General features: G+C 60.3%; 15 protein-coding genes. 11 read left to right on the top strand and 4 right to left on the bottom strand.

All coding sequences use genetic code 11. The annotated features are described in order from the left end of the window. The first annotated feature begins 31 nt into the window (after nucleotides 1–31). On the top strand, nucleotides 32–439 hold the full coding sequence (locus tag ACR0CG_RS03055; RefSeq protein ID WP_170679526.1) for a hypothetical protein: 408 nt from the start codon (nucleotides 32–34) through the stop codon (nucleotides 437–439). Nucleotide 440: 1 nt separating this feature from the next. Here the strand turns inward: ACR0CG_RS03055 and ACR0CG_RS03050 are convergent, their stop codons facing one another. Then, nucleotides 441–944, bottom strand: a complete 504-nt coding sequence (locus ACR0CG_RS03050) for a protein-tyrosine phosphatase family protein (protein WP_480522807.1) — start codon at nucleotides 942–944, stop codon at nucleotides 441–443. 170 nt (nucleotides 945–1,114) lie between these two features. Here ACR0CG_RS03050 and ACR0CG_RS03045 point away from each other — a divergent pair, with 170 nt between their 5' ends. The 5 genes from ACR0CG_RS03045 (at nucleotide 1,115) to ACR0CG_RS03025 (ending at nucleotide 5,211) form a co-directional block, all read left to right on the top strand. Further along, nucleotides 1,115–2,875, top strand: a complete 1,761-nt coding sequence (locus ACR0CG_RS03045) for a DNA polymerase III subunit gamma/tau (protein WP_480522806.1) — start codon at nucleotides 1,115–1,117, stop codon at nucleotides 2,873–2,875. A gap of 95 nt (nucleotides 2,876–2,970) precedes the next feature. Beyond that, nucleotides 2,971–3,315: a YbaB/EbfC family nucleoid-associated protein gene (locus ACR0CG_RS03040; protein WP_170328851.1), complete on the top strand. Its 345-nt coding sequence runs from the start codon at nucleotides 2,971–2,973 to the stop codon at nucleotides 3,313–3,315. Between the two features lie 61 nt (nucleotides 3,316–3,376). Beyond that, on the top strand, nucleotides 3,377–3,970 hold the full coding sequence (gene recR / locus ACR0CG_RS03035) for a recombination mediator RecR (RefSeq protein ID WP_480522805.1): 594 nt from the start codon (nucleotides 3,377–3,379) through the stop codon (nucleotides 3,968–3,970). 67 nt (nucleotides 3,971–4,037) lie between these two features. Further along, complete coding sequence (locus ACR0CG_RS03030; protein WP_480522804.1) at nucleotides 4,038–4,601, top strand: histidine phosphatase family protein; 564 nt, start codon at nucleotides 4,038–4,040, stop codon at nucleotides 4,599–4,601. 121 nt (nucleotides 4,602–4,722) lie between these two features. Continuing rightward, nucleotides 4,723–5,211, top strand: a complete 489-nt coding sequence (locus ACR0CG_RS03025) for a hypothetical protein (RefSeq protein ID WP_480522803.1) — start codon at nucleotides 4,723–4,725, stop codon at nucleotides 5,209–5,211. Here ACR0CG_RS03025 and ACR0CG_RS03020 read toward each other — a convergent pair. Next, a complete protein-coding gene (locus ACR0CG_RS03020; RefSeq protein ID WP_480522802.1) occupies nucleotides 5,208–5,849 on the bottom strand; it encodes a ribonuclease T2 family protein in 642 nt (213 codons plus the stop codon). The two genes, ACR0CG_RS03025 and ACR0CG_RS03020, sit on opposite strands and share 4 nt — an antisense overlap. A 130-nt stretch (nucleotides 5,850–5,979) precedes the next feature. Between ACR0CG_RS03020 and ACR0CG_RS03015 the strand changes: the two genes are divergently transcribed. Further along, nucleotides 5,980–6,741, top strand: coding sequence for a DUF1013 domain-containing protein (locus ACR0CG_RS03015; RefSeq protein ID WP_170614294.1), 762 nt, complete (start codon nucleotides 5,980–5,982; stop codon nucleotides 6,739–6,741). Nucleotides 6,742–6,792: 51 nt separating this feature from the next. Continuing rightward, a complete protein-coding gene (locus tag ACR0CG_RS03010; protein WP_480522801.1) occupies nucleotides 6,793–7,182 on the top strand; it encodes a hypothetical protein in 390 nt (129 codons plus the stop codon). A gap of 55 nt (nucleotides 7,183–7,237) precedes the next feature. Here ACR0CG_RS03010 and ACR0CG_RS03005 read toward each other — a convergent pair whose 3' ends face one another. Together ACR0CG_RS03005 and ACR0CG_RS03000 are read right to left on the bottom strand one after the other, a co-directional pair. Continuing rightward, nucleotides 7,238–8,269, bottom strand: coding sequence for a permease (locus ACR0CG_RS03005; protein WP_480522800.1), 1,032 nt, complete (start codon nucleotides 8,267–8,269; stop codon nucleotides 7,238–7,240). Continuing rightward, complete coding sequence (locus tag ACR0CG_RS03000; RefSeq protein WP_170807456.1) at nucleotides 8,262–8,570, bottom strand: ArsR/SmtB family transcription factor; 309 nt, start codon at nucleotides 8,568–8,570, stop codon at nucleotides 8,262–8,264. Before ACR0CG_RS03000 ends, ACR0CG_RS03005 begins: the two co-directional genes overlap by 8 nt. Nucleotides 8,571–8,706: 136 nt before the next feature. Here ACR0CG_RS03000 and pdxR point away from each other — a divergent pair, with 136 nt between their 5' ends. The 3 genes from pdxR (at nucleotide 8,707) to pta (ending at nucleotide 13,202) form a co-directional block, all read left to right on the top strand. Next, on the top strand, nucleotides 8,707–10,167 hold the full coding sequence (gene pdxR, locus ACR0CG_RS02995; RefSeq protein WP_480522799.1) for a MocR-like pyridoxine biosynthesis transcription factor PdxR: 1,461 nt from the start codon (nucleotides 8,707–8,709) through the stop codon (nucleotides 10,165–10,167). A gap of 229 nt (nucleotides 10,168–10,396) precedes the next feature. Beyond that, nucleotides 10,397–12,172 carry a sulfoacetaldehyde acetyltransferase gene (gene xsc / locus ACR0CG_RS02990; RefSeq protein ID WP_170614289.1) on the top strand — a complete coding sequence of 592 codons (1,776 nt, stop codon included), beginning with the start codon at nucleotides 10,397–10,399 and terminating at the stop codon, nucleotides 12,170–12,172. 22 nt (nucleotides 12,173–12,194) lie between these two features. Then, nucleotides 12,195–13,202 carry a phosphate acetyltransferase gene (gene pta / locus ACR0CG_RS02985; RefSeq protein WP_480522798.1) on the top strand — a complete coding sequence of 336 codons (1,008 nt, stop codon included), beginning with the start codon at nucleotides 12,195–12,197 and terminating at the stop codon, nucleotides 13,200–13,202. Nucleotides 13,203–13,244 lie beyond the last annotated feature (42 nt).

Raw genomic sequence — 13,244 nt, 5'->3', positions numbered from 1 at the left:
CTTGCCCCGCGCCGCGCGCGGAGGGCGCATTATGATCTGGAAGACAAGGACACACGAATTTTCTGCCACTGTGTGCCAGCGCACCGGCAAACCCTGTCCGGCACTGGCGCAAATGGCGCGGGCTCTGACGCGCGCCGTGGCAAGCGCCGGCCCGGCCGCAACCCCGCAATTCGCCATTGAAGGCAGCAGCGAGCTTGCCCATTGCCCCGAAGGGTGCATGGCCCGGTTCCACGCGCGGCCAGACAAAATCCGGGTGTTTTGCGGAACGAATGAGGAAACTCCGGGCGACAGGTTGGAGGATTATGCAGACATGATGTTCTGCGCAGAGTTCCGTGCGCTGCCGTCCGCAATTCTGTCGGACCCGCCCTGCGCCATGCTTGAAGCTTCGGCCCTGGCAGGTCGCCAAGTAGCGGCCCAGGCCGGACATTTGTCGGCCTGACCTACGGGTCCGCGCTGGCCGGAATCAATTGCGTGGCCCATGCCAGTTGTGCATCTGTTTCAACCGCACAGGGCCGCACCGCCCTCAACCGTTTCAGGGCTGCACCCGGTTGCTCGCCACATTCGACCATCAGGCGCAACACCACCATTCCGGACCGGCCACAGCCGCCCCGGCAATGCACCAGAATGCGCCCGCCCCCTGACAGGGCATGGCGGACGGCCGCGCTTACATCGGGCCAGCGCGCGGTCACGGCGTCGGGGGGTGCACCGAAATCTTCGACCGGCAGATGGACCCAGCGGCAGGCGCGCGCCTGAATGTCGGTTCCGAAGTCACGCGCGCCGTCCTGCAGCATCTCGACTTCGGTCGTCATTGAAATGACAAGACCTGGCTTCCAGTCGGAAATCGCATTCAGGTCCTGGGCATATTTACCCCCACGCCCCGGCATTGATGTCAGGGCCAGAGTACCTCCTCCGACCTGCAGCGCATGAATAATCATCTGAGACATGCAACGCGCCCTCCTTAATCGTTACGCACAAGAATCCGGTCAAAAATGCTTTCGCCTTCATTTTTACGCGCATCCCGAAGCATTCCCAAATGAATTTCGCGAACCGGCTGTGGACGCAGGCGGCGGCGCACTCTACGCTGCACTTCTGATACGAATCCGACAGAGCAGAAATGACCGACTCGCCACGCCCCGCTTATCAGGTTCTTGCCCGCAAATACCGCCCGGAAACCTTTGCCGACCTGGTTGGTCAGGATGCCATGGTGCGCACCCTGAAAAACGCGTTCGAGGCAGACCGGATCGCGCAGGCCTTCATCATGACCGGCATCCGCGGCACCGGCAAAACGACAACGGCGCGGATCATCGCCAAGGGCATGAACTGCATCGGCCCCGATGGCGACGGCAAACCGACGACCGAACCCTGCGGCCAATGCGAACATTGCGTGGCGATCATGGAAGGCCGCCATGTCGACGTGATGGAGATGGACGCGGCCAGCCGCACGGGCGTGAACGACATCCGCGAAATCATCGACAGCGTCCGCTATCGTGCAGCCAGCGCACGCTACAAGATCTATATCATCGACGAGGTTCACATGCTTTCGACCAGCGCGTTCAACGCGTTGCTCAAGACGCTTGAAGAACCGCCCGAGCATGTGAAATTCATCTTCGCCACGACGGAAATCCGCAAGGTTCCGGTGACGGTCCTGTCGCGCTGCCAACGCTTCGACCTGCGCCGGATCGAACCCGAGGACATGATCGGTCTTCTGAACAAGATCGCCGCCGCCGAGGGCGCCCAGATCGCAGAAGACGCACTGGCGCTGATCACCCGAGCGGCCGAAGGTTCGGCGCGTGATGCAACTTCGCTGCTGGATCAGGCGATCTCGCACGGGGCCGGGGAAACCAGTGCCGATCAGGTCCGGGCGATGTTGGGCCTGGCGGACCGGGGCCGCGTCCTGGACCTTATGGACATGATCCTGCGGGGCGACGCGGCGGGGGCTCTGACAGAGCTCAGCGCTCAGTACGCCGAGGGTGCCGATCCGCTTGCCGTGCTGCGCGATCTGGCCGAAATCACCCATTGGGTGTCCGTGGTCAAAATCACGCCGGACGCCGCCGAGGACCCGACCGTTTCGCCCGACGAACGCGCACGCGGTCAGCAAATGGCCGAAGCCCTGCCGATGCGCGTTCTGACCCGCATGTGGCAGATGTTGCTGAAAGCACTCGAAGAGGTCTCAGCCGCGCCAAACGCCATGATGGCAGCGGAAATGGCCGTCATTCGGCTGACCCATGTGGCCGACCTGCCAAGCCCGGAAGAACTGATCAAACGTTTGCAGGACGCACCTCCACCCACGCCGAACGGAGGCCCCGGTGGCGGCATGGCCGTACCCTCGCACGCCCCGGTACAACCTCAGGCATCGGCAAGGTCTTCCTACGTTTCCGCTCCGCATGGCCCTGCCGGCGCGCCGACTGCGGCCCTGGCACAGGACGTCCAAACCGCTCTGGCGCGCTATCCGACCTTCGAACATGTGGTCGAACTGATCCGGTCAAATCGGGACGTAAAGCTGCTGGTCGAGGTCGAAAACGGTGTGCGGCTGATGGCCTACTCACCGGGCCGGATCGAATTTACGCCGACCGATCATGCCCCGACAGACCTTGCCCAACGGCTGGGTACGGCGCTGCAGCGCTGGACAGGCAATCGGTGGGCCGTCTCCATCGTGGCAGATGGCGAAGCCGCCACGATTGCCGAGGTCCGCGACGCGGCCGACCTCGCGCTAAGGGCCCAGGCCGAGCAACACCCGCTGGTTCAGGCGGTACTCATGCAGTTTCCCAAGGCGCGCATCAAATGGATCGAAACCCCGGAACAGCGCGCCGCCAAGGTCGAAACCGAGGCTCTGCCCGAGGTCGAAGACGAATGGGACCCGTTCGAAGAGGACTGAACATCTGCCTGGAAGACAGGAGGATGCCCATGCCCCTTGTGTCACGCAGTCACCCTTCGTATTTAGGCGTCAAATCGATTTACAGGAGAAACCCGATGCTCAAAGGTTTAGGCGGTCTGGGCGATATGGCCAAGATGATGAAATCCGCGCAGGACCTGCAGACCAAAATGACCGAAATGCAGGAAGAACTGAACAACCTCATGGTTGTCGGCGAATCCGGCGCCGGTCTGGTCAAGGCCACCGCCACCGCCAAGGGCGAACTCAAAGGTCTGGACATCGACCCGTCGATCTTCAACGGCGACGACAAGGAAGTGGTCGAGGATCTGATCCTGGCCGCCATCAAGGACGCGCAGACCAAGGCCGCCGAGCGCTCTCAGGCGGAAATGGCCAAGCTGACCGAAAGCATGGGGCTGCCGGCAGACATCAAGCTGCCGTTCTGATCTTCATCTTTTCCAAAATACTCCCGCCGGAGGCTCCCTTCGGTGCCAAACAGGACAGGCCGTGAGTTCGAACAGCGACATCGACAACCTGATCGACCTGATGGCCAAGCTGCCGGGCCTTGGCCCGCGCTCGGCCCGTCGCGCGATTCTGCACCTGATCCGAAAACGCGCCCTGCTGCTGACACCGCTGTCGGACGCAATGCAGCAGGTCGCCGCCACCGCCCGCGAATGCCTGAATTGCGGCAATGTCTGTACCGCTGACATCTGTGACATCTGCGACAGTGAGGCCCGCGCCACCGGAGAGCTTTGTGTCGTCGAGGATGTCGCTGATCTTTGGGCGATGGAACGTGCCGGTGTCTTCAAAGGCCGCTATCACGTTCTGGGCGGTACACTGTCGGCCTTGGACGGTGTCGGCCCGGACGAGTTACGCATTCCCCGCCTCAAAGACCGCGTGATGGCCGAGGGCATCACCGAGATCATCCTTGCCCTGAACGCCACAGTCGACGGACAGACCACCGCGCACTACATTGCCGACCAGTTGGAGGGACAGGTTCGCCTGACCTCACTTGCGCAGGGTGTGCCAATTGGGGGTGAGCTGGATTATCTGGACGACGGGACGATCACGGCTGCGCTGAGGGCGCGGAAAGAACTGTAAGGTCACAGAACCTGTCCAGAGAACATATTTGAATCATGCTTTGATTTTCCAGAGTTGTGCGTGACTTATGAGCAGATATCCCGATCTATTCATACTGCGACACGGCGAAACCGAGTGGAATACTCTTGGGAAATTTCAAGGCCGCAAGGACTCTCCGCTGACCGAAACGGGCAAGGCGCAGGCGCGCACTCAAAACCAAATTCTGAGCCGCATTCCGAACACACCGTCTCGGGTCGTCGTCAGCCCGCAAGAGCGCGCGCAGCACACGGCTCGGCTCGCGATTGCACCCCAGCTGCAACAGGAAACTGACCACCGCCTTCAGGAAATCGCATTTGGCCAATGGGAAGGTGTAACCAAGAACGTCATCAGGTCGCAGATCGACTACGCTTACGAAAGCTATTTGTGGTTTTTTCGCAGCCCTGGCGGTGAGAGCTTTGAGGAGATATCGGCAAGAGTCCGATCCTTTCTGGATGAGCAAGAAGAACCCTCAATCATTGTGACCCACGGTGTAACTTCTTTGGTGCTGAGGGGGATCTGGCTGGGTCTAGATCAGGAAGGCCTGCTTAAGCTGCCTCGCACACAAGGGTGTGTCTTCCATCTTTCCAACGGTACGGAAACGATACTTCGGTAGAGGCGGCCGCATTATTATTCGACACGTGCCTGCTGCACGCTTTCGGATCACAGCCTTTGGTTATGCGCAAAACTGCGCTAAGGATATCCAAACACTACCATTTTAGCTGGAGCATTCCTCGATGACCCGCCTTCTCGCCTTCACCTTTGCAGCTTTCACCGCAACCTCCGCTCTGTCACAACAACTTGTCGACAAAGGCTTTGTCGAGGGCTGGAACATCATGATGGACCCCGCACTTGGCAACGGGTGCCTGATCCAGACGATCTATCAGGATCTGTCGGTCGTGCGGCTGGGCTATGACGCGTTGGGTGATCGCGGATACTTCACCGTCTACAACAAGGCATGGGGCGATATCGAACCCGGGAAAAACTATCCGATCCGGTTCGATCTGGACGGCAAGAGCTTTGACGCCACCGCCATCGGGTTCAGGCAGGATCGCGTGCCAGGGGGGACGGTGTTTTTCACCGACCGCAACTTCGTAAACGCGATTGCGCAGAACAGTACCATGACCGTCTACAACCCGGCGGGTGAGCGTGTGATGGCAATCGACCTCAAAGGCACGGCCAAGGCGCTGGAGTATGCGCGGGACTGCCAGAACAAGAAGCTCTAACGAATCGGATCGAACAGGGCGTCCTTGGCGGTGCAGTCGCGGATCACATCCCGTCCGCAGGGCACTGGTTTCAGATCACGCGACAGACACAAGCGGACCTCTTCTATATAACCCTGTTTGCAGGTTACGGTGACCATATCGCGCTCAAGACCGGGGTTTGCTTTCAAAAAAGCGTCCTCGACGACCGAGGCGGGCAGTTTCACCGACGCATCCAGTTTACGAAACACCGGTGGGCGTTCAACGCGTTCATAGGCTTGGCGGGACAATGTGAAATAGTCAGTCGCGCTGAGACCCGAACAGGTGCCGTGCTTTTTCCACTGATGCCACGCCAGACCAGAACTGCCCTGAATGTCTTCCATTTCCCGGGTCATGCGGCGCGTTGGCGGTGACTCTGGCGTGCGGCAGTAGGCTGGCCAGCCCTGATGGTATTGCGGCCAGAGACCATGCAAAATCCAGCCGTGATCATGCCGCGCATCGCATTGCTCCGATCCGCGCGCATCGCCTTCGCGGGCGCACCAGTTGGGCGACCAACTGAGCGCCAGTACGTAATAGTCGAACTCACCCGCCTTTTCGCCATCGGCCAGCGCCGCCATTGAACCGAACACCCACAAAACCAGCCCCGCAATTCCTTGGCGCATTCGCCTCTTCCCTTCTTGCCTTCCCGCGACTATAAGCGGGCCAAGTTCCCCGACAACGGAAACCTGCCCCAACACCAAGGGGCCGCCGAATTCCGGCGACGGGAAAGATGTATTTATAGGAGATGGGCTGATGGCAAAACCGCTTATGGCCAAGGCAACAGCCGTATGGCTGGTGGACAACACCACGATCAGCTTCAAGCAGATCGCGGATTTCGTAGGCATGCACGAGCTTGAAGTGCAGGGCATCGCGGATGGCGATGTTGCTGCTGGCGTCAAAGGGTTCGACCCCATCGCCAACAACCAGCTTACCCAGGAAGAAATCGACTCGGCGCAGAACAATCCGCTGCACAAGCTGAAGCTCAAGTTCAACCCGGCCGCCTCGGGCGAGGAAAAGCGCCGTGGCCCGCGCTACACCCCGCTGTCCAAGCGTCAGGACCGCCCGAACTCGATCCTGTGGCTGGTCAAGTTCCATCCCGAACTCAGCGACGGTCAGATCGCCAAGCTGGTCGGCACCACCAAGCCGACCATCCAGTCGATCCGCGAGCGTACCCACTGGAACATCGCCAACATGCAGCCGATCGACCCGGTTGCGCTGGGCCTGTGCAAACAATCCGAGCTGGACGCGATCGTTCAGAAGGCCGCCGCCAAGAAAGCCGCCGAAGGCGGCGTCATGAGCGACGACGAACGCCGCAGGTTGGTGTCGACCGAGCAGTCGCTGGAAATGGACGCCGCGCCCAAGATCCCGACTGCCATCGAGGGTCTCGAGACCTTCTCGCTGTCCGATGACGGTGATGACAAGGAAGAGAACGAACCGATCGTGGACGCCGACAGCTTCTTCAACCTGCCCAAGGGTGGCGGCGAGGAAGAGGATGAAGACGATCTTCGCCCATAATTGACGTGTGACCCCGGCCCGACTGGTCGGGGTTTTGCTTTTGGAAGAACCATGCTGAACGTACTGTCAGCCATTTTTGGCCCGCATCGCGCTGTATCCATCTATGCTTTTGTCCAGACGAAGGGTCTGGCCATTGCTGGTGTGCTGGCCCTCATCGCCGTAACGGCAAGTTTGCTGATCCTGAATGACGACGGCGTGCACGAACACGACTCTTATTTTGTCGCCGATGTTTTGACCGCTTCGCCGATCAATGGCGACCTGAAGAATGGCGTGGTGGCGTCGGTGCGCCTGCCGGATGGTTCAGCGGCATCGATAACGTCGACCGAAGCTCCGATTGCACAATCCGTGGGCACCAGCGCCTGCGTCGAAAAACGGGTTTACGTGGAGAGCGGCGAGGCGCGGTACCGGTTCAAACTGCCGCGATATTGCGAGGCTGGCTGAGCCGCCTCGACCTAATTGAAACCGCCCGGCCTGAAAGCCGGGCGGTTTTTCATTTTCAGATCATCTGGAACAGTATTCCGGCGATGATTGCACCGCTGATCCCCAGACCCAGATAGGTTGCGAAGACACGGGGTTTGACCAGCGACCAAACCGCTGCCATCGCCGGGATCGAACTGACCGCGCCTGCGATCATGAAGGACATGGCGGCACCCGCGCTCATCCCCTGCTCGGTCAGGCCAGCCAGCAACGGCGGTGCGACGTAGGAATTCAGATAGGCAGGCATACCAACCAGCGCCGCGATCACGATCGGCAGAACACCGTCCCCGCCGACAACCCGGGCGATCATGTCAGCAGGTACGTAGCTGACCAGAAGCGCCTCGAGCACATAGGCCAGCGCAAGCCATTTGAGCAGGAAAACACCATTGTGCACAAACTCGGACCGGAAGCGCACGCGGCGATCGGGATCCTGCCAGAAACGCCAGACCGGTTTGTCGTCCTTCTTCGGGCCGCAGCCGCAGCAACCGGCGGGTTTGTATTCACGCAGAGGCTGCGAGAAGGCGCCGTTGCGCATCAGGGCACGCACCACGAACCCGCCGAACAGCCCAAGCGCCACTGCCGCAACGGCTTTGCCTACGGCAAACGGCCACCCCAGTGCCCCGGCCGTGATCAACAGCGTTGGCGGATCGATCAGGGGTGAGCTGAGCCAGAAGGCCATAACGGCCGACAAAGGCGCGCCCAGGGCCAGAAGTCCGGCGATAAACGGGATGACCTCGCAGGAGCAGAACGGAGCCAGGCCACCAAACAAGGCGGCCAGAAAGATCATTCGTGTCTCGCGCCCCTCAAAGGCCCGTGCCACCATGACCTCGGCCCCTGTTGCCTTGAGATAGGACAGCAGCAACACGGCAAACAGGATGTATTGACCGGTATGGGCCAGCGCCTTGCCGGCAAACGTCACCACCTCGGTCCAGTTTCCGGGATCCAGAAAAGCGACGGCTGCAAGAAGCGCCACGATCACTGTCCAGGGCGTTTTAATCAGATCGGCGACGGATCTGGCCGGTACCTTCGGATTTTGTGTCAGCTCAGCCATCGTTCGCGGCCTTTCCCACTTCGTCCATGCAGCACTCACTCAGAATGAACTGGGCAAGATCCCGAAGCTCATCGAAACAGGCGCGGTTAATCGTGGTGCGCCCGATCTTTTCCTGTTCCACGACACCACCAGCGGCAAGGAACCGCAGATGATGGGCCAACGTCGATGGCGCAATGCCCGTGCGACTTTGGATTTCGCCCACGGTCAGGCCCGCCTGCCCGGCGCGGACCAGGGTCTTAAGAACTTTCAGCCGGGCCTCGGACCCCATGGCTGAAAACCCTGCAGCAGCGGTTTCCCACATTTTCATCACCTCTATTAAACTAATTTTCTAGTTATTTAGGTTTATAGTTTCTTCGTGTCAACAGATTTTTGCCTAATCGTACCAATAGAGGTTAAGTCCAGATTGCCCCGCGATTAAGTCCACTCTATAAGGCCCTATGGGGATATCGGTCGACACATTCTTTCTTGAGCTGAACGGACAGGGCACGCTGCAGGCGCAAATCCAGCAGATGATTGCCGAAGGCATCTTGTCAGGGCGGTTTCACGTCGGGGAAAAACTGCCCTCTTCCCGCAAACTGGCCGCGCATCTGGGTGTCAGCCGGATCACGGTGACTTTGGCCTACACCGAGCTTCTGGCAAATGACTACCTGACTGCAAAAGGGCGGTCCGGGTATTACGTCTCAAACAACGCGCCGGTGCCGCCAAAATACACTCCGGTTCAGCGTGGGGCTGAAAACGTTGACTGGAATACCGCGCTGGCACGCCGGTTCTCCGAAGGCGATGTCCTTCCCAAGCCCAGCGACTGGCGCGACTACCGGTATCCATTCATCTACGGCCAGGCAGACCGAACCCTTTTCGATCATGCAAACTGGCGTCTGTGCGCCGTGCGGGCGCTGGGTCACAAGGATTTTGCCTCGCTGACCGGCGACTATGTGGATCAGGATGATCCCCTGCTTATCGAGTTCATCGCCCGTCATACCTTGCCGCGCCGGGGAATCGCGGCGCGCCCAGAAGAGATTCTGATCACGCTGGGTGCCCAGAACGCGCTTTGGCTGGCCTCGCGTATACTGCTGAACAAAACACGCAAGGCGGCGATCGAGGACCCCTGCTATTACGCCCTCCGCGAACTGTTGAGCCACTCCGAGTGTCAGCTCACACCGCTGAAGGTCGACCGGGACGGCCTTTCGCCGGACATCATCCCCGACGATACGGACGTCATCTTCACCACGCCAAGTCACCAAAGCCCGACCACCGCGACCATGCCGGTGTCCCGAAGGGGCGAACTGCTGAACAGGGCGCGCCAATTAAACGCGATGATCGTCGAAGACGATTACGAATTCGAGATGTCCTTTCTGGGCGCACCTTCACCCGCTTTGAAATCCATGGACCGGGACGGGCGTGTGATCTATGTCGGCAGCTTCTCGAAATCTTTGTTTCCCGGTTTGCGCCTGGGCTACATGGTCGGGTCCGAGCCCTTCATTCGCGAAGCCCGCGCCCTGAGATCCCTGGTTCTGCGCCACCCGCCCGGCCATATCCAACGCACGGCCGCCTATTTCTTGTCGCTCGGCCACTACGACGCGCAGATCCGACGCATGTCGAACGCGCTTGCCCAAAGGCGGGATGCCCTTGAGAAAGCCGTTGAACAATACGGCCTGACGGTCGCCGGTCGCGGTATGTTGGGCGGATCATCGATATGGATGTCGGCACCCGACCATTTGGATGCGACACAGCTTTCGCGCAACCTCCAAAGCCAGAGCGTGCATATCGAACCGGGCGAACCATTCTTTTCCGGACCGGACCGCCCGCGGAACTTTTACCGCCTCGGATATTCGTCAATCACTTCGGATCGCATAGCCCCGGGCATCAAGTTGATTGCCGACGCAATCCGCGCGTATTAGGACGCCCGGCTTTCAAACAGAATCCCCCTGTATCTCCAACGCCCCAAGGACGCCAACGGCGCGACAGGGGACCGGCGGTACCTTTTTTTGGCGAGCGATCCGGCCCGACTCTGGACATATTCCGCCGCGCGTTCTGGCCCTAACGCAGCTGCCACCCTTGCGCCAAAACCATATGCAAAGGCAAGGCAAGGTGCCTGGCCCGTTCCACCTTTGCTTGGAGAGCGCACACATGAAAATGACCACGGAAGAGGCCTTTGTTAAGGTCCTGCAAATGCACGGAATCGAACACGCGTTCGGGATCATCGGGTCGGCTATGATGCCGATCTCCGACATTTTTGGAAAAGCTGGCATCACTTTCTGGGATTGCGCACACGAAGGCTCGGGCGGCATGATGGCCGACGGCTATACCCGCGCCACCGGCAAGATGTCGATGATGATCGCGCAGAACGGCCCCGGCATCACCAACTTTGTCACCGCCGTCAAAACCGCCTACTGGAACCACACCCCGCTGCTGCTGGTCACCCCGCAGGCCGCGAACAAGACCATGGGTCAGGGCGGCTTCCAGGAAATGGAACAGATGCGCATGTTCGCGGACTGCGTCTGCTATCAGGAAGAAGTGCGCGACCCCTCGCGGATGGCCGAAGTCCTGAGCCGCGTGATCACCAAAGCCAAGCGCGCCTCGGCACCGGCACAGATCAACGTACCGCGCGACTTCTTCACCCAGGTTGTTGATATCGACCTGCCCGCCGTCGTCGAATTCGAACTGCCGTCGGGCGGCGCATCCGCAGTCACCGAAGCCGCCGCGCTGCTGTCGGAAGCCAAGAACCCGGTCATCCTGAACGGCGCCGGTACTGTTCTGTCCAAGGGCGGAATCGAGGCATCCAAGGCATTGGCCGAGCGTCTGGACGCGCCGGTTTGCGTTGGATACCAGCACAATGACGCTTTCCCCGGATCGCATCCGCTGTTTGCCGGCCCGCTGGGCTACAACGGTTCGAAAGCGGGTATGGAACTGATCAAGGAAGCAGACGTTGTTCTGTGCCTTGGCACCCGTCTGAACCCGTTCTCGACCCTGCCCGGCTATGGAATGGAATACTGGCCCACAAACGCCAAGATCATCCAGGTTGACATCAACCCCGACCGTATTGGCCTGACCAAGAAGGTCTCGGTTGGCATCGTGGGCGATGCGGCCACCGTTGCAACCAATATTCTGGCGCAGCTTTCGGACACAGCAGGCGACGAAGGACGCGACGCGCGCAAGGCGAAAATCGCGGAAACCAAGTCGCGCTGGGCGCAGGAACTGACCTCGATGGATCACGAGCAGGACGATCCGGGCACCACCTGGAACGAACGCGCCCGTGCTGCCAAGCCCGACTGGATGAGCCCGCGCATGGCGTGGCGCGCCATTCAGGCCGCACTGCCGAAAGAGGCGATCATCTCGTCCGACATCGGCAACAACTGCGCCATCGGCAACGCCTACCCGTCGTTTGAGGCAGGCCGCAAATACCTGGCCCCCGGCCTGTTCGGCCCCTGCGGCTATGGCCTGCCATCGGTGATTGGCGCCAAAATCGGCTGCCCGGACACTCCGGTCGTTGGCTTCTCGGGCGACGGTGCCTTCGGCATTGCCGTGACCGAACTGACCGCCATCGGTCGTGACGAATGGCCCGCCGTGACCCAGATCGTCTTCCGCAACTACCAGTGGGGTGCGGAAAAGCGGAACTCGACCCTGTGGTTCGACGACAACTTCGTCGGCACCGAACTGGACACCAAGGTCTCCTACGCCGGAATCGCGCAGGCCTGTGGTCTGAAAGGCGTCGTTGCCCGTACCCAGGACGAGCTGACCGCAGCACTGAACCAGGCGATCGAAGATCAGAAGAACGGCATCACCACCCTGATCGAAGCCTTGATCAACCAGGAACTGGGCGAACCGTTCCGCCGTGACGCGATGAAGAAACCCGTCGCCGTTGCCGGTGTGTCCGCGGACGACATGCGCGAACAGATCGTGTAATTGCAGGACGGAGCCGGAGCGCATGACCCTGACACCCATCGAGCTGTTGCGTCAGCGCGCCCCGGCAACCCGACCTGTAATTTCCTTATGCGAAGGCAGTGATCCCCGCATTGTTGCGGGGGCGCTTGCCGCCCATGCGGCTGAACTGGCCGATGTCATTCTGGTCGGCGTACACGCCGACATCGAGGCCACTCTGAAAGACCTGGGCGCGTCCGAATCAGATGGTGTGACTATACACGACCCTGCAACTTCGGATCTGACCGAAGAGTTTGCCCAAACCTATTTCGAACTGCGCCAGCACAAGGGCGTGGATCAGGCCAAAGCCCGAAAAGCCGCCGAATCTCCTCTGGTTTATGCCGCCATGCTGGTTCGCAGCGGGCGCGCCACCGGAACGGTCGGCGGCGCCGTCCATACCACCAGTGATATCGTGCGGACGGCCATTCAGGTGATCGGCATGGCGCCGGACGCGGGAATGGTGTCCTCATTCTTCCTGATGTACCCGCCAGAAAACGCAATGCCGGGCGCACGGGCGATGCTGTATTCCGATTGCGGCCTTGTGATCGACCCCAGCGCTTCAGAGCTGAGTAGGATCGCACTCGCATCATCCAACTCCGCACGGGCATTGCTGTGTGTTGATCCCAAAATCGCCATGCTCAGCTTTTCAACCAAGGGCAGTGCGAAACACGCCGCTGTGGACAAGGTCATCGAAGCCACCGAAACCCTGCGGCAGACGGCACCAGATCTTGAGGTCGACGGCGAATTACAGTTCGATGCGGCCTTCGTACCATCAGTCGGAGATCGCAAATCCCCCGGATCGTCTGTGGCCGGTCAGGCCAACGTCATGATCTTCCCCAATCTCGACGCGGGCAATATCAGCTACAAGATCACTCAGCGCCTTGGCGGGTATTCTGCCATCGGCCCGGTTTTGCAGGGGCTGGCCCAACCGGCCAATGACCTGTCACGCGGCTGCAGCGCCGAGGATGTGACCCAGATGATCGCCGTGACCGCCCTGCAGGCCGACGGAACATAGAACTTATATTTGCGCCGTTCACAGAACGGTGTTCTCAATTCG

This window comes from Ruegeria sp. AB8 (genome assembly GCF_056542605.1).
This window is presented reverse-complemented; position numbering and strand designations above follow the sequence as displayed.